The sequence below is a fragment of the Thermococcus profundus genome (genome assembly GCF_002214585.1).
In the GTDB taxonomy this organism is placed as follows: domain Archaea; phylum Methanobacteriota_B; class Thermococci; order Thermococcales; family Thermococcaceae; genus Thermococcus; species Thermococcus profundus.
The window spans coordinates 1,081,036-1,096,105 of record NZ_CP014862.1 but is presented as its reverse complement, the minus strand read 5'-3'; the positions used below and the strand labels follow the sequence as shown (position 1 = coordinate 1,096,105).

The window sequence follows — 15,070 nt, the reverse complement described above, 5'->3', positions numbered from 1 at the left end:
ATTAGTAATAGACTCACCCGACTAAAAACCTGACGGGCCGATAGCCTTTAATACCGCATGCCAAACTCAGAGCGGTGCGTGATATGGTCGGAACGGTGAGCAAGATAATCCATTTCAATGACGAGGAGATTTTTATAGACGACATGGACTTCGTCCTTGAGAGATTCTCCTACTTGGAGGGCAGGTATGGACGCAACCCCGTAAAAGGGATCGTTCTGTGGAACAATATAGCGGTGAGAGACGAGGAGGGTCTCAAGGTTTTTCGTGTAGGGGAGTTCCCCTTCGTTGAAGGAACTCTCAAGCTCGACCTTGAGACGATAAAAACCCTAGAGGAGTACTTTGACGAGATGGAGAGCAAGTGGGACGAACTGAGCGTCGAGGACATAGCCAACTTTGTCGACCTCATGAACGAAGCCCTGGGAGAGAAGAGGGTCTACTACGACGCCTACGACCTAGGACTTGACAGAAACACCGCCTACGTGATCCTGGATATTTCGGCCGTTCACTACCTTGAAAGCGTTCTCGATGGGGAGGAAAAGGAGCTCTTCGAGGAAGCCGTGGAAGTCCTGCTCAAATATGTTTAATCGTTTAATTATTTAATCACATGATTAAACAATCACATAGCCATGGAGGGTGGCAGGATGCTGTTTAAAAAGAGGGGCCTCTTCACAGAGGAGGATGCGAGAAAGGTTGTGAAGTGGATGAGCGCCCATCCCGAGGAGAGGGAACTCATCGTTATGGCAGAGAGGGCAGAGGAAAGCGCCAAGAGGCGCCTTTGGGACTACGCGAGGGCTGTAAGGCTAATGGCCGACATGAGGGGTGAGAATAGGGAAGTAAGGGTTGAAATTCTGGAGGGTTTTGTGAGCGAGCATGTGAAGGGAGTGGACGTCGATGAGCTTTGAGGTGATACGATGAAAGTCATCATGGCGGAGGTCTTCAACAGCTGGCAGGGGGAAGGCGGAAGCGTCGAAGGCTCAGCGTTCGGACGGAGGCAGATATTCGTTCGCTTCGCCGGCTGCGACCTTCACTGCCTTTGGTGCGATTCAAAGGAGTACATCGATGCTTCCCACGTTTCCCGCTGGAGGTACGAGGTTGAGCCCTTCACGGGAAAGTTCAAGTACAAGCCAAACCCGGCGAGCGTTGATGAGGTGGTTGATGCGGTCTTAAGGCTCGATACAGGGGATATCCACTCCATAAGCTACACCGGTGGTGAGCCAACACTCCAGGTAAAGCCCCTGAAAGCTCTGATGGGGAGAATGAAGGAGCTCGACTTCGACAACTTCCTCGAGACCCATGGGGGTCTTCCAGAGCTGATTAGAGAAGTAGCGCCGCTGACGGACTACGCGAGCGTCGACATAAAGGACGAGACGGCCAGAGCGACGGAGGACTGGAAGGGTCTTGTCCTTCGTGAAGTGGAGAGCATAAGGATCCTGAAGGAAGCTGGAGTGAAAACCTATGCCAAGCTCGTCGTTACTAGAGAGACTAAAGTGGAGAACGTCCGCTGGTACGCTTCACTGCTGAAAGACCTTGCCCCGCTCGTCATCCAGCCGAGGGAGCCCATCAACATAACTCAGGAAAAGCTGATGGGGCTCTACCGCGAGGCGGCCCAAATAATGGGGAGGAAGAACGTCGGGCTCAGCTTCCAGGTTCACAAGTACCTCAACGTCCTGTGAGGTGGTTGAATGCTTTACGTGGAGATACTCGGAAGTCTGCCCGAGATGGCAAGGGATGAAGTCAGGGCAATGCTTGAGCTGGGCGGCGGTAAGATAACCGGGGAGGACTACCTCCTCCTCAAGGTCGAGGCTGATGAGAAAGCTTACCCGTTTCTCGACAGGCTCGGATTAGCCCACGAGTATGGAGAGCTCACCATCGAGGCGGATTCCGTTGATGAACTCCTCAAAAAGGCCGATGAAGTGGAATGGCCGATAGAGGGGACTTTCAAAGTGGATACAGAGACTATGGCCAACTGCGAACACGACGTTTTAGACCTTCCTCGGAAGCTGGGTGGGGTTATACACTCCAAAGGGTTCAAGGTTAACCTCTCAAAGCCGGATAATCTAGTGAGGGCCTACTGCGGCGAGAAGCTCTACGCAGGGATAAGGCTCCGCTACTTTGACCCCAAAGACTTCGAAAGGAGGAAGGCCCACCACAGGCCGTTCTTCAGGCCAATTTCTCTCCATCCGCGCTTTTCAAGGGCCCTCGTGAACCTGACGAAGGCGAAGCGGGAAATACTAGATCCATTCATGGGTGCCGGCGGAATACTCATAGAGGCAGGCCTGCTCGGCCTGAAGGTCTACGGAGTGGATATAAGGCCAGAGATGGTAGAAGGGGCCGAGACCAACCTCAGGAACTACGGAGTGAGAGACTACACCCTGGAGCTAGGAGATGCTACGCGGCTGGAGGAGCTATTCCCGAACAAGAAGTTTGAGGCGGTAGCTACCGATCCGCCCTACGGAACCGCCGCGACACTCGCTGGAAGAAAGAGAGACGAGCTTTACAGAAAGGCTCTGAGAAGCATCTACAACGTGCTTGAGGACGGCGGCAGGCTCGCGATAGCGTTTCCGATAGAGTTCGACGGGAAGGGGGAGGCCGAAGCTGTGGGGTTCAGGACGGTAGGGATGTACTACCAGAGGGTTCACAAGAGTCTTGAGCGGTACTTCTATGTGTTCGAGAAGGCCAGGTGAACGAGAGAAACGGGAACCTTTGACTTTTCCTCAAGCAGACCATTTTCCCTTCATGGAAGAGAAGCGGTCGGTTTCAGGATAAGTGATCCAGGTTATTACTCTAAAAGTTACTATTCCCCCTAATGCACAATGCCACGGCGGATATATTTTGGAGTTCATATCCCGAGGCTGGAATCTACTGGCAATCTGGCCTATTGGGGCATGTCCGAGGGGACATGTTAACAAGATTGCATAAGCAATATCGTCAGAAAAATATTCCACAGCCAAAAATAAAACGTAACACTTATAAGTATCAATATAACCTATTTATGCCGGTGCCAACCATCCTTCCCCGGGTGGTTGGCATCCACGGGCGCCTCAGGGATCGCCCGTGAACGTTGTTGAAATCCCCCATGTCTGCCATGGGGAAGGATGACTAGGGATGCGGAATACTGAAAGCAACTAGAATACTGGTCTGGCTTGGGGTACTGCTCGGTATAGTGCCCATAGCACTTCTCCTGGGGGTGGGATCTGCAGCGGTAGGTCTGGGGCTCTTGGTTATAGTTGTACTGTTGACCTACTTCCTGATAACACACCCCCTAGCGGAGGCCGAGAAGCTGTTTGATGAAGGAAAAGTCAAGGAGGCCAAAGGAAAGCTAACCCTCCCATTGGTGGTGACCTGCTTACGGGCAACATCCTCGGATTCATTCTGATACTCATTGGCCTCCTGACGTGCGGATGATCTCCCTTTTCTTTCTTTTTGACCTCCTAAAAGTTTTTTTCTCCTCTGTCGGCGTGCAGCATCTTTTGAAAAACCATAGGGACTAAAAAGGTTTTTATTCTCTTTTTGGTAGTGTAAACATGGGGGATCTCTATGTGTGAGAGTCAACATCTCACCCTTTCTGACTTTATTGAAAGACTGAGGCCAGGAGAAGACGTGGTCGTCGAATATCGCTCGGAAGAGCCCGCTTACCTCGTGTTCCAGGCCTTGATCCGTGGTGTGCTGAAGAGCGGGAAGGGCTTTATCATAGTTGACGACCTCGATCAGCTCCACGTTTTTAGAACCCACATCCTCCTGTCCGGAGGGGACACCTCCATTATTGACAGCGCCGCAGTGATAAAGATGGGTGGGATCCTGCCCACGGGGAAGGTGGTCGGAAGGGTTGATATGACCAAAGAGCCTCCAGTTAGAAAGAAGCACTACGAGGAACTGCTGGCCAAAGTAGAGGGCGAGCATCTCTTCAGGATCGTGGTCGGCTTTGAAAAGATTCTTTCGAGCAAGAGGGGAGATCCGCGAGAGATCGAGGGCATATTCGGATATCTAATACGGCCTCACCTTGGAAAGAGGGAGAAAATAACCATCTATATGGTCAATGCGGACATTATACCCCTTGAAACGCTGAAGGAACTCCGGGAACACGCCACACGGGCCCTTATGGTCGTCTTTTCTCGGGAAAAGATTGGTCTCCAGGTTGTCAAGTCCATATTCCCCGAAGACTACGGGTGCGAAATCAGCATTCAAAAGGAGTGAGGATTCAGAAAACCCAGATGCTCACTCCTCAAGCCATATCTCTAGCCTCTGTTTTCCCTTTCCGAGGCTGGAGCGCTTGAGCTTTTTCAGGTGGCCGATCTCCTTTATGTCCCTCACGTGAGTCCCGCCGCAGGGAATAGGCTCAAAGTCCCTTATCTGGGTGTAGCGCGTTTCTCCCTCCCACCATATCTTCATCTCGCCACCTTCATCGACGTAGCGGTTGAAGAGCTCGATTATCCTCTCCTTGTACTGGTTCACGTTCTCCGGATACTCTATGTCATATCTCCCCTTCTCGGCACTCATTCCGCTCCCGTAGAGCCTCCAGTTGCCCTTTCCTAGGACTTCGTTGAGCACGTGGTCGAGAAGGTGCATAGCGCTGTGTATTCTCATCAGCTTGTAGCGGTAGTCCCAGTCTATCTTTAGCTCGACTTCATCTCCAACCTTGAACTTCTCAGGCTCGGCAACGACGTGCCAGACGTTGCCTTCCTCATCCTTGTAAACATCGAGGACTTCAACGCCGTTTATCGTCCCCCTGTCGTGGGGCTGGCCGCCACCTGTCGGGTAAAATATCGTCTGGTCGAGAAGTAGGGCGCTGTCCCTCACTTCCAGAACCTTCGCCTTTGCCTCCTTCAAGTAGGCGTTCTCGTAGTAGAGCTTCCTCGTCACCTTCATCACCCAAAGGAGTTTGGAGTTTTCATTTAAATGGATATCGAAAAGAGCAGAAGAAGGAAAGCCGCTCAGCGGCGCCTTCTCAGCAGAAGGGGCACTATCGCAAGCCCGACTAAGAATGCAGGACCGCAGATGCCGCTCCTGCCCTTCTTAAACTTCACCTCAACGGAGCCTACTTCACCGAGGAGGCTGTTGACGTCTTCTTCCGATGCACCATAGAACAGGAACGTCGTGGCGTTGATGATGAGGCGGTTGCCCTCGGGCTTCACGTTCATCACGAAGGTGTTGCCGTGAACGTTCCTTGTGGTGCTGTTCGGATAGGAAACGAACTTCCAGCCCTTGGGAAGCTTTATCTCGGCGCTGAAGGAGTAGTTGAACTCGGAACCAGTTCTGAGGTAGACCATATCCTTGAGACCCATGGTGGGGTTGAGGGTGAGGACGTACGTGCCGTTCACGAGCTTTGTGTAGTTGGACAGTATGTACCTGGCCTCGACGACGAGGGGGTCGGTGGTGTTGAGGTTCTTGATGTTGATCCCCGCACCCTCCACAACGGCGCCCATCTGGGCGAACATCTGGGCATGGTACTTAAGGAGCTGCTGCTCGAATTTCTGTTTGCCGTACTGGAGGATCTGAAGCTTCTTCATGAGTATTTCGCCCATGGGTTCCACGTACTCATCCCTCATGGTCAGTATCGTGGTTCCGTTCTTCAGAACCTCAACCGTGACGTGCTCCCTCATGATCCTCTTGGTGTAGGTCTCGTTGCCCTTGTAGGGCGTTTGGTAGGTTATGGAGAACCCCTTGTAGTCGCCAAAGAGCCACTGGTACCCCTCGTTGGAGAGGTAGGGCTCAAGGTTGATCTTTGACTCAACTATCACGGTGTTGCCCTCGATATCGGGCACGACCTCGAAGGAGCTCTGGTTGTAGGTTTTCCGGTAGCCAGTTGGGTAGGAAAGGAGCGTCGCGTTCGTCGGAAGGTCAACTATGAATTTGCTGTGCATCCTGATTCCAAAGGGGTAGCCGGTGTCCGGGAAGGCCGTCGAGAAACCCCTGGTGGGATCAACGAGGACCTCCCAGAAGTTGCCGTGGGAGTAGTACTTTGAGACCCCCCTACCAATCGCGTTGAAGACCATGGTTATGTTGTCCCCACTGTCAAAGTTGAAAACCCGAATGCTGGCGTTCTCGATTTTAACGCCCATACTCTCGAGGCCCCGCTGGATGGACTGGAGCTGGTTTTGTTTGTAGATCTCAATGGCCTCTGACAGGCTACCGTTCGTGTAGTTGAGGTACTTCTCCACTAGGTTGCGGATCTCACTCTTCGGGGCGAGCCACGTGGTAGTTATGGTTATGTTGGCGTCTCCGTTTTCAAAAAGCCTCACATGGAACGTGTAATCCTGAACGAACGTGTTCCCATCGTCCTGCACATCCCCGTTCCCCAGGGCCAGTCCAAAGGCCGGGGCGAGGAGGATTAAACCCAGCAAAAGGGCAGAAAGCTTTCTCATTAACATTACCTATTACCTCCTTCAGACTTTACCGCTACATAGCGCCACGTACGGGTATTTAACCTTATTCCCAGCAAAAGCATCCAGTCAAATGGGCCGAATTGAGACGTCCCCGTAGATCACCCGTCTCAGCTCACCTCCCACCTCAAGAAGGAGAGAACCGTCGTCCAGAACGTCGAGGGCGCGCCCGGTAATGACGCTGTGCTCTTCCACCACCCGCACTGTTTTTCCAAGTATGAACGTCCTCTCGCGGACCTTCGCCATGAGCAGATCGGGTCGCTCCAGGTAGACCCGATACCATCCACCCAAATGGAACAGGAGCCTTTCTAGGACTTTTTCAAGGGGGAGCCCCCTTCCAACGTGATGCATCATCGAGGTGGCGCTTTCCTTAAGCTCCTCCGGGATGGGGTTGTTGACGTTGAGGCCTATCCCGAGAACCGCGTACTCGCTCCCCCTTCCCTCCACGAGTATGCCCGCTATCTTCCTTCCGCCGACCCAGACGTCGTTGGGCCACTTGATTCCAGAATTTATGCCAAAATCTCCGAGGACATCCACAACCGCGAGGGCCCCGACGAAGGCCAGCCTCGGGTCTATCTTTCCTGGTTTTAGAACGACGCTCATCCACAGGCCCCCCTCAGGAGAAGCCCAGGACCGACCTTTTCTCCCTCTGCCGGAGCTCTGTCTTTTTGCGACTACAACAGTGCCCTCGGGGGAAGTTCCGGCTATTTTCTTGGCGTATTCGTTGGTAGAATCAACTTCCTCAAGGTGAATAATCTTCCACTCCAACGACCCCACCGGGCCGAATTGGGGAAGTGCTCTTAAAACAGTATCCCAAGAAAAGTGGAGGAAAAGGAAAGCTCACCACTTGCTCTCGTCCAGCTCTCCCTCTGTTTTGGCAACTATCGTGGTTCCTGCAAGGTCACCGGTCACGTTGACCATGGTTCTGCCCATGTCCAGGATGGCGTCGATTCCAAGGATCATTGCATAGGCCAATGCCACTGGACTGCCCGCTGTGAGCTCAAGGCCGACGCTCTGGAGAACCATGGCGAGCATTATGGCCCCGGCACCAGGGACGCCCGCTGTTCCTATCGACGCCAAAACCGCCGTTAGGACGACGACGAGCTGCTGGCCTAGGGTTAGTGGGTGGCCGATGGCGTTGGCGACGAAGAGCACAGTGACACCCTGGTAGAGGGCCGTTCCGTCCATGTTTATTGTCGCGCCAAGCGGGAGTGTGAAGGAGTAGATTCCCTTGTCAACGCCCATCTCCTCCTCAGCAACGCGCATGGTAACTGGAAGGGTTCCGCTCGAGCTCCTCGTAACGAACGCCGTCACCATGGCGTCCTTGGCCTTCCTAATGAACTTCATTGGATCGATGCCAAATATCTTAAGCAGGACGAAGTAGACTAGGAGTATCTGGAGGGTCAGGCCGACGTAGACGGCCAGAACTACCTTGGCGAGAGGCCCAACCACCTTCGTCCCCTGCTCCGCCATGACGTAGGCTATGAGGGCAAAAACGCCTATCGGAGCGTACTGCATGACACCCGCCACTATGAGGTACATGGCCTCGGCGAGACCGTCAAAGACCCTGAGGAGTGTGGTTCCAGATGTTCTGATCCTCTCGTCCTCACGGTTCATGAGGTAGGTTATCGCTATGCCCAGGACTATCGCAAAAAAGATCACCGGGAGAACCTCACCCTTGGCGAGCGAACCGAAGGGGTTGGTTGGTACTATGTTAAGCAGGGTATCAACCAGCGACGGCGCCTTGGCCTCTATAGCCTTGCCGGTTCCGGTTCCGAGGTGGATTCCCGTTCCAACGCTGAAGAGCCTGCCCATGATGAGGCCAAAGAAGACGGCGAAGGCCGAGGTTATGAGGTAGTAGACGACGATCTTGACGCCAACCCTGCCGAGCCTCGCCGGGCTGATGCTCGCCGCACCCACCACCAGGGACGCGAGCACAATGGGCATCACGAGCATTTTCAGCAGGCGGACGAAGAGGTCGCCGAAGGGCTTGATATACGCCTTGGTGGCATCGGCGTAACCGGCTTTTCCAAGAGCCAGACCAACGATGGCACCCAGTATCAATCCCCAGAGAATCTTCTGGAGAATTGGGTAGTCTAGATAGCGCCGAAACAGACTCTTACCCATTGGGATCACCCCTTAAATTTAATGCCCGACTCAAGCCAGTGGGCCTTCATTGCACTGTTTAATCCTGTCATGATCTGATATAAGCTTTGCTGTAGTTATCTTGACATTTTGGTGAAGGCAAAAACCTTAAATCATCACCAACATATATCACTCACGGTGATTACTATGGATGCATACCAGAGCGTTGGTGTTAGGAGAAGGCTGAAGCGCTTCTTCCGCAGGGACGGAAGGGCACTGATATTCGCAATGGATCACGGCTTTGAACACGGACCGACAGACTTCGAGCCCGTCTGGGAGCACGTGAACCCGAGGGTCATCGTGAGGAAGGTCATGCGGGCGGGCGTGGACGGCGTCATGATGCTCCCCGGCATCGTAAGGATGGCCGGCGATGAGGTCAAGCCCGACAGGGGGCTGATGATAAAGCTAACCAGCAAGACCAACCTCAGGCCGAAGGATGAACAGCTCCTCCAGAGCCAGCTGGGTTTTGTCGAGGACGCGGTAAAGCTCGGCGCCGATGCCATAGCGGCTACTGTCTACTGGGGCAGTCCAGCTGAAGACGTTATGATGCGCCAGTTCGCCGAGATAGCGAGCTACGCCCACGACCTCGGCTTCCCTGTTGTGCAGTTCGCCTATCCGAGGGGTCCGTACATCAACGAGAAGTACGGCAAAAAGGAGGACTACAGGGTTGTTATGTACGGCGCAAGAGCGGCGGCCGAGACCGGTGCCGACATGATAAAGACCTACTGGACTGGCTCGAGGGAGACCTTCGCCAAGGTCGTCGATGCCGCCGCTGGAGTGCCGGTTCTCCTCAGCGGCGGGGCGAAGACAGAAAATCCAGTGGACTTCCTCAAGCTGGTGTGGGAGGTCATCGAGGCTGGAGGATCTGGGGCCGTCGTTGGAAGGAACATCTTCCAGCGTGAGAACCCCGAGCCGTTCATAAAGGCCCTCATCAGGGTCATACACAGGAACGAGGAGCCGGAAGAGGCGGCGAAGGCGGAGGGGCTGATCTGATCACAGCTTCTCTAGTTTCGCTTCCACTCTATCCTTTTCAATCTTAATTACCGCGTAGTACCCCCTGAACAGCGGCCCGGGGTTTATGATTAGAGTTCTCCCGATTCTATCTACGGATCTCGCCTCGTGGATGTGCCCAGTTAGGACGAAGGGCGGCTGTTTTTCCTCGATGAACATTCTCAGTGCCCTGCTTCCAACGTGAACCCCGGAGTGGGTCCTGTCCGCCCGGGTTCCGTAGGGAGGGGCGTGGCTCAGAATGACATTGCCGGGCAGGTAGTTCTTCTCCAGGATTGAGCCTATCTCATCCTCCGTAAGCTCCCAAATCGTGCCGAATGGTGTTACGTTGGATCCACCGATCCCCACGATCCCGAGCCCGTTTACCTCCACTCTCCTTCCGTGGGCTAGTATCCCCATCTCTTCCAAAATGCCGGGCACGTCCCTTCCGTCGCAGTTCCCGAAGACCGCAACTATTGGAACTTCAAGGGTCGTTAAGGGTTCGAGAACCTTTTTCGCGCGGTCGGAGTTTCCAAAATTTGTTATATCCCCCGCGATCATTACGATGCTCGGGGATACATCATCAATCACCTCAACGAGCTTCATCACCTTCGATGTCTTACCGTGGACGTCCGTTATTCCAAGGATTTTCATAACGTTGCCCTCCATGACTTTGTGTCCCCAAAAATCTTAGAGCCCATAACGCTTTTATATTTTTAAACACAACTTCCCCCACTGCCAGGGAATTGAATTGGGGTGGTCAAAATGAGGAAGATATCAATCCTGATGGCTCTCCTAATAACCGGATACGTTCTCGGAATATGGAACTTCCTGCTGATGCCGAAGTACTACATAACCTTCGGACTCAAGGGCTTCGCTATCTCGCTGATCGTTCTCGCCATCGGGCTCCTCCTGATATTCAGCGAGCTTGAGGCAACGCGCAGGACGAGGTATCTGATCCACGAATTTTTCGTTAAAGTCGCCCGCTTTCCAGCGGTAACGCTCACCCTCTTGATGTTCCTTATGATAATGGGCGGCCTGACCCTCTACTTCTCCTCCCGCGCCCTGGGGGAGATCTTTGAGCTCAACAGCAGGGCCCTTGCCTCCGTTATTATAGGCGTCATCCTTGTTATATGGGTCTTCTTGGTGCTCCTCAAAGGCCGCTCTGTTGAGTTCATAGGGGCCATGGCTGTTCTCTTCATAATATTCGCCATCGCCGCGACGCTGGTCATGCGCCAGGAAGTTCACAGCTTCGTCAGAACGGAGAACGCCCTTCAGCAACTGAACGCCTATCGCGATGCCATATTCTCCTTCAACCACCCGCTCACCGTGAGGGGCCTCGTGCTCATGTTCATCACGGTTTTGCTGAGCCTCGGTCTAGGTGCGGGTGTTTACTATGTTTTGGGGAGCTTCGCTCCGGCAGAGCTTGACCTCAAGAAGCTCCTGGGTGCCGTGATAATCCTTCAGATAATCCTGAGCTTTGCGGCCGCACTGACGACCGCCTACGCCATAGGTGCGGCTTACCAGAGCTACGACGACGCGTACACGACATACATGACGGAGTACAGGAACTACCAGAGCGCCAAGATCCAGTACAGCAAGATCCATGAGGAACTTGCCAGGATATTCTCAAACCCCGAGTCCGATCCAAACAAGGCTATCGAGATCCTCAAAAAGCAGCAGCAGTTGAAAGAGACCCTCAAAAAGATGAACCAGACCCTAGCCAGGATGAATCAGACGCTTACGGTGGCCAACAAAAAGCTTCAGACGGCGCGCAAAGCTCAGATTTATGCAAACAGTAGCACCCAGCCCCCAATGAGGGCCATCGAAAACTTCTACTTCCTCTCCAAGGTCATTAGGGAGAGCAAACTCCCAGAAGCATCAAACATAATATTCCTTCTCATGAGCTCGCTCTTCCTCGCCGGGTTCACCACCCTCATAGTCCTCGTAGAGATAGGTGCTCAGATCTCGGCGGAGGTCTTCCAGCTCAGGAGGGTCGGGAGCGTCACGTTTTTGAGTGCTGGCACGGCAGTCCTTGGGCTTATCTCGATAGTTGTGGGAATCCGCGAGATGCTCCTGACCGTTCCCTTCGCCGTAGGTGCCATCATCATGGCCATAGAGGCCGTTCCACTGATCAAAGGAGCCTCACCCTTTGATAGGGGAACAGTAACAGCGGCGATACTGGGAACCCTCCTCGTTGGCCTAGCTGGTGTCTACTACATGCTGAAGACCGGGGGAACCTACGTAACCCTCGGTGTTTTGTTAAGCCTCATGCTGTTCCTGCCCCTCCTCTTCAACGGCTACCTTCTGGCCCAGTCCAGGGGTGGCCGCTGATGTTTTCAAAAATTTTTTAAATGCCCTTTCAGACTCCACGTAGAACGTTTTAAGGAGGTATGGAAAATGGGAGACAAGACCAAGGTTCAGGTCAGCAAGCTCAAGCCCGGAAGGTACATCCTCATCGATGGTGAGCCCTGCAGAATCGCCAACATAACCGTTTCCTCACCCGGCAAGCACGGTTCGGCCAAGGCCAGGATAGAGGCGGTTGGAATCTTCGACAAGAAGGTCAGGAGCATCGTCAAGCCCACCAGCGCCGAGGTTGAGGTTCCGATCATCGACAAGAGGGTCGGCCAGATTATAGCCCTCACCCCCGACACAGTCCAGCTTATGGACATGGAGACCTACGAGACCTTCGACGTCCCGATCGAGACCGGCGTCGAGGACGATATCAAGGACCAGCTCACCGAGGGCATAAACGTCGAGTACTGGGAGACCCTCGGCAGGATCAAGATCATGAAGATCAGGGGCGAGTGAGCCCCTTTGTCTTTTCTACCCGTTCTGATCCGTTTTTCTGCATAGCTTTTCACCCAAGGAAAACTCTTAAATATTCTACCGTTCTTTTATCGTGTAGATTATTATCGTAGGGTGGCATCATGGACGCCGATCTCAGGAAGAGACTGTGGTCTTTAGCGTGGCCGGCCATAATGGGGAACATCTCGCAGACCCTCCTCAACCTAGTTGACATGCTTATGGTCGGTCATGTGAGCGCTCTGGCGGTCGCTTCTGTGGGCCTCGGAGGCCAGGTGAGCTGGTTCATGATGCCCATCATGATGGCGGTTTCCATTGGAACGCTGGCCCTCGTCGCGAGGTTCGTTGGGGCAAAGGACTTCGATAGTGCAGAGCGGGTGCTGGAGCAGAGCCTCTATCTTTCCCTCCTCCTCGGAATTCCGGTTCTCCTCTTCGGCTGGTTCTTCGGCGACGATGTCCTCAGGATAATGGGGGCCAAGGGAGAGCTCCTGTCGCTGGCTTACTCTTATCTCAAGGTGGTCTTTCTATTTTATCCGATTCGGTTCGTTGCGTTCTCCTTTTACTCCGCCCTCAGGGGAGCAGGAGATACCAAGACCCCAATGAAACTCGGGATTTTGATGAACGTAATAAACGCCACCTTTGATTACCTTCTGATCTACGGAAAGTTTGGGTTTCCAAAGCTAGGGCCCGTGGGAGCCGCATGGGCGTCGGGGATAGGGATAAGCACCGCCTTCCTCATTGGGACGTATCTCCTTTTGGACAACAGGTTGATCCTCACACTCAAACCACACTGGCGCATAGAGGTCAACATGGCGAAGAGGATATTGAGAATCGGCATTCCAGCGCTCGTCGAGAGGGGCCTCTTCAGCTTCTACAACTTCCTTTACATGAGCATAGTAACGCGCTTTGGCGACGTTGCCCTCGCCGCCCACCAGATCGGACTCAGGGTCGAGAGCATAGCCTACATGCCCGCCTTCGGCTTCAACGTGGCAGCTTCAGCACTCGTGGGACAGAGCCTAGGCGAAGGGGACCCAAAGAAGGCAGAGAAGACAGTTAAAGAAGCCCTTAAGATGGTAACTGCTTTTATGTCGGTTATGGCGTTCGTCCTGATAGTCTTTCCCAGGTACCTTGTCATGCCTTTCCTCAACCCCAGCGACCCCAACTACTCGGAGGTTCTCAGGCTCGCGAGCATCTACCTCATAATCGTTGGGATAAGCGAGATCCCGCTCGGCTGGGTGTTCGTCCTCAGCGGTTCCCTAAGGGGAGCCGGCGATACCAAGAGCCCCATGTACGTAACGGCAGTGAGTAAGCTCCTCTTCAGGATAGTCCCTGCATATCTGCTAGGCTTTGGTTTCAATTTCTTCGGTTTCCACTTTGAGGGATTGGGAGTAATAGCGGCGTGGCTTGCAATGAGTCTTGAAACGTTCACAAGCGCGGCCTTCTACTGGTGGATCTTCAGAAAAGGGAAGTGGAAAACGGTAAAGGTCTGATCAAACTTTGAACCTGTGGACGACTGCCTCTAGATTCTCAACGACCCTCTCAAATTCGGCTATCGCCGCACGGACCTCTTCGAGGGCCGACGTCTGTTCCTCTGCCGCTGCACTTACCTCTTCTGCCGCTGCCGTCGTCTCCTCAGCGCTGGCGGCAAGGTTCTCAAGGAACCTAAGGCCCTCCTCTATCTTCTCGCCCTCCTCAAGGACTTTGTTCTTCAGCTCGTTGGCCTTGACCTCCATCTCGGCCATCAGATCCGCTATGCTCGTGAGGTAGGAAACGCTCTCCTTGAGGACCTCAGTTGACTGCTCGACTGTCTCGGCACTCTTGGCAGTCACCTCAACGCTCTCCTGTATCTTCTCCATTATCTTGTTGACTATGTTTCTGATGTCGTCGGCGGCACTCTTGCTCTCTTCAGCCAGCTTCCTTATCTCATCCGCAACCACCGCGAAGCCCTTTCCAGCTTCACCGGCCCTGGCCGCTTCTATAGCCGCGTTCAGAGCTAAGAGATTAGTCTGCTCGGCAATATTGGTAATGACGTTCGTAATGTTGGCTATGTTTTTGCCCATCTCGGCGACTCCTCTAACTGTCTCATCGATCTTGCCCATCATGTTCCTTATCTCTTCGATCTGATTCACCGCCTCCTGCCCCTTCTGGCCGCCGTCTCTGGCGAGGGAAACGGCTTCCTGCATTGAGCTCTCAAACTCCTCCATGGTGCTGACTGTCTCCTTTCCAATATCGTCTATGTACCTCATGGTCTCGGTCATCTGGTTGATGTTCTCCTGCTCGCGCTGGGCCTCAATGCTGACCTGGTTTATGGCCTCTGCAACCTGCTGTATGGCCTCGCTTATCTGCTCAACGTTTTCCTTGATGAGCTTGCTCCTCTCCACCACGGTCTCAGTGGCGTCTTGTATTGCCATAACCATGTTCTGAAGGTTCTTGCGCATCTTCTCTACCGCCTCTCTTATCTCTCCGAGGTGGCCTGAGAGCTCCGTATCCTCAACCGTCAGGTCTCCCTCCGCTATCCTGTCGAGGATCTCTGTTATGGCCTTTATCTGCTCATCTATTTCGCGCTTGTATCTTAGAACGTCGGTGGGTATCTCCTTTACCTCGAAGGCGTCCTTGGTGAGGAAGAACGCCACCGCTATTCCCAGTACTCCGCCGATCAGTGCCCCCAAGAGGCCCGCGAAGGCCGCAGGTGCAACAGTGAAGATAAAAGCTATTGATGGTGACATCAATGCCGTAGCTTTGCCCTTCATGGC

At 53.6% G+C, this 15,070-nt stretch carries 16 protein-coding genes; 10 read left to right on the top strand and 6 right to left on the bottom strand.

Annotation, left to right across the window (positions count from 1 at the left end):
• Window positions 1-83: 83 nt before the first annotated feature.
• The 6 genes from A3L09_RS05915 to A3L09_RS05895 all read left to right on the top strand — a co-directional run bounded on the left by A3L09_RS05915 (window position 84) and on the right by A3L09_RS05895 (window position 4,194).
• Window positions 84-584 (top strand): hypothetical protein, encoded by a 501-nt coding sequence (locus A3L09_RS05915; RefSeq protein ID WP_088858074.1) that lies wholly within the window; start codon window positions 84-86, stop codon window positions 582-584.
• 57 nt (window positions 585-641) lie between these two features.
• A complete protein-coding gene (locus A3L09_RS05910; protein WP_088858073.1) occupies window positions 642-902 on the top strand; it encodes a hypothetical protein in 261 nt (86 codons plus the stop codon).
• A gap of 9 nt (window positions 903-911) precedes the next feature.
• Window positions 912-1,673 carry a 7-carboxy-7-deazaguanine synthase QueE gene (locus tag A3L09_RS05905; RefSeq protein ID WP_088858072.1) on the top strand — a complete coding sequence of 254 codons (762 nt, stop codon included), beginning with the start codon at window positions 912-914 and terminating at the stop codon, window positions 1,671-1,673.
• Between the two features lie 9 nt (window positions 1,674-1,682).
• Window positions 1,683-2,684, top strand: coding sequence for a TIGR01177 family methyltransferase (locus tag A3L09_RS05900; protein ID WP_088858071.1), 1,002 nt, complete (start codon window positions 1,683-1,685; stop codon window positions 2,682-2,684).
• A 503-nt stretch (window positions 2,685-3,187) separates the two neighbouring features.
• On the top strand, window positions 3,188-3,376 hold the full coding sequence (locus tag A3L09_RS10885; RefSeq protein WP_157727208.1) for a hypothetical protein: 189 nt from the start codon (window positions 3,188-3,190) through the stop codon (window positions 3,374-3,376).
• 224 nt (window positions 3,377-3,600) lie between these two features.
• Window positions 3,601-4,194: a DUF257 family protein gene (locus A3L09_RS05895; protein ID WP_232473485.1), complete on the top strand. Its 594-nt coding sequence runs from the start codon at window positions 3,601-3,603 to the stop codon at window positions 4,192-4,194.
• 21 nt (window positions 4,195-4,215) lie between these two features.
• On the opposite strand, the gene A3L09_RS05890 is transcribed toward A3L09_RS05895, so the two are convergent.
• The 4 genes from A3L09_RS05890 to A3L09_RS05875 all read right to left on the bottom strand — a co-directional run bounded on the left by A3L09_RS05890 (window position 4,216) and on the right by A3L09_RS05875 (window position 8,507).
• The gene (locus tag A3L09_RS05890; RefSeq protein ID WP_088858069.1) at window positions 4,216-4,860 is read right to left on the bottom strand and encodes an alanyl-tRNA editing protein; all 645 of its coding nucleotides are present in this window, start codon (window positions 4,858-4,860) and stop codon (window positions 4,216-4,218) included.
• Between the two features lie 71 nt (window positions 4,861-4,931).
• On the bottom strand, window positions 4,932-6,362 hold the full coding sequence (locus tag A3L09_RS05885; RefSeq protein WP_232473484.1) for a CGP-CTERM sorting domain-containing protein: 1,431 nt from the start codon (window positions 6,360-6,362) through the stop codon (window positions 4,932-4,934).
• A gap of 87 nt (window positions 6,363-6,449) precedes the next feature.
• A complete protein-coding gene (locus A3L09_RS05880; protein ID WP_088858067.1) occupies window positions 6,450-7,148 on the bottom strand; it encodes a biotin--[acetyl-CoA-carboxylase] ligase in 699 nt (232 codons plus the stop codon).
• Between the two features lie 72 nt (window positions 7,149-7,220).
• A complete protein-coding gene (locus tag A3L09_RS05875) occupies window positions 7,221-8,507 on the bottom strand; it encodes a dicarboxylate/amino acid:cation symporter (RefSeq protein WP_088858066.1) in 1,287 nt (428 codons plus the stop codon).
• A gap of 165 nt (window positions 8,508-8,672) precedes the next feature.
• On the opposite strand from A3L09_RS05875, the gene fba reads away from it, so the two are divergent.
• A complete protein-coding gene (gene fba / locus A3L09_RS05870; protein ID WP_088858065.1) occupies window positions 8,673-9,518 on the top strand; it encodes a class I fructose-bisphosphate aldolase in 846 nt (281 codons plus the stop codon).
• Here fba and A3L09_RS05865 read toward each other — a convergent pair whose 3' ends face one another.
• Window positions 9,519-10,166 (bottom strand): metallophosphoesterase family protein, encoded by a 648-nt coding sequence (locus A3L09_RS05865; protein WP_088858064.1) that lies wholly within the window; start codon window positions 10,164-10,166, stop codon window positions 9,519-9,521.
• Window positions 10,167-10,277: 111 nt separating this feature from the next.
• On the opposite strand from A3L09_RS05865, the gene A3L09_RS05860 reads away from it, so the two are divergent.
• The 3 genes from A3L09_RS05860 (at window position 10,278) to A3L09_RS05850 (ending at window position 13,807) form a co-directional block, all read left to right on the top strand.
• Window positions 10,278-11,846: a sodium-dependent transporter gene (locus A3L09_RS05860; protein ID WP_088858063.1), complete on the top strand. Its 1,569-nt coding sequence runs from the start codon at window positions 10,278-10,280 to the stop codon at window positions 11,844-11,846.
• A 66-nt stretch (window positions 11,847-11,912) separates the two neighbouring features.
• The gene (locus tag A3L09_RS05855) at window positions 11,913-12,323 is read left to right on the top strand and encodes a translation initiation factor IF-5A (RefSeq protein ID WP_088858062.1); all 411 of its coding nucleotides are present in this window, start codon (window positions 11,913-11,915) and stop codon (window positions 12,321-12,323) included.
• Window positions 12,324-12,442: 119 nt separating this feature from the next.
• A complete protein-coding gene (locus tag A3L09_RS05850) occupies window positions 12,443-13,807 on the top strand; it encodes an MATE family efflux transporter (RefSeq protein WP_088858061.1) in 1,365 nt (454 codons plus the stop codon).
• Here A3L09_RS05850 and A3L09_RS05845 read toward each other — a convergent pair whose 3' ends face one another.
• Window positions 13,808-15,067, bottom strand: a complete 1,260-nt coding sequence (locus A3L09_RS05845; protein WP_088858060.1) for a methyl-accepting chemotaxis protein — start codon at window positions 15,065-15,067, stop codon at window positions 13,808-13,810. It abuts the gene before it with no gap.
• Window positions 15,068-15,070: the final 3 nt, after the last annotated feature.

Bases quoted from the DNA above. Each gene is read 5' to 3' on its own strand.
- A3L09_RS05915 (WP_088858074.1), top strand. From the start codon at position 84: ATGGTCGGAACGGTGAGCAAGATAATCCATTTCAATGACGAGGAGATT.
- A3L09_RS05910 (WP_088858073.1), top strand. From the start codon at position 642: ATGCTGTTTAAAAAGAGGGGCCTCTTCACAGAGGAGGATGCGAGAAAG.
- A3L09_RS05905 (WP_088858072.1), top strand. From the start codon at position 912: ATGAAAGTCATCATGGCGGAGGTCTTCAACAGCTGGCAGGGGGAAGGC.
- A3L09_RS05900 (WP_088858071.1), top strand. From the start codon at position 1,683: ATGCTTTACGTGGAGATACTCGGAAGTCTGCCCGAGATGGCAAGGGAT.
- A3L09_RS05885 (WP_232473484.1), bottom strand. From the start codon at position 6,362: ATGAGAAAGCTTTCTGCCCTTTTGCTGGGTTTAATCCTCCTCGCCCCG.
- A3L09_RS05875 (WP_088858066.1), bottom strand. From the start codon at position 8,507: ATGGGTAAGAGTCTGTTTCGGCGCTATCTAGACTACCCAATTCTCCAG.
- fba (WP_088858065.1), top strand. From the start codon at position 8,673: ATGGATGCATACCAGAGCGTTGGTGTTAGGAGAAGGCTGAAGCGCTTC.
- A3L09_RS05865 (WP_088858064.1), bottom strand. From the start codon at position 10,166: ATGAAAATCCTTGGAATAACGGACGTCCACGGTAAGACATCGAAGGTG.
- A3L09_RS05860 (WP_088858063.1), top strand. From the start codon at position 10,278: ATGAGGAAGATATCAATCCTGATGGCTCTCCTAATAACCGGATACGTT.
- A3L09_RS05855 (WP_088858062.1), top strand. From the start codon at position 11,913: ATGGGAGACAAGACCAAGGTTCAGGTCAGCAAGCTCAAGCCCGGAAGG.
- A3L09_RS05850 (WP_088858061.1), top strand. From the start codon at position 12,443: ATGGACGCCGATCTCAGGAAGAGACTGTGGTCTTTAGCGTGGCCGGCC.
- A3L09_RS05845 (WP_088858060.1), bottom strand. From the start codon at position 15,067: ATGAAGGGCAAAGCTACGGCATTGATGTCACCATCAATAGCTTTTATC.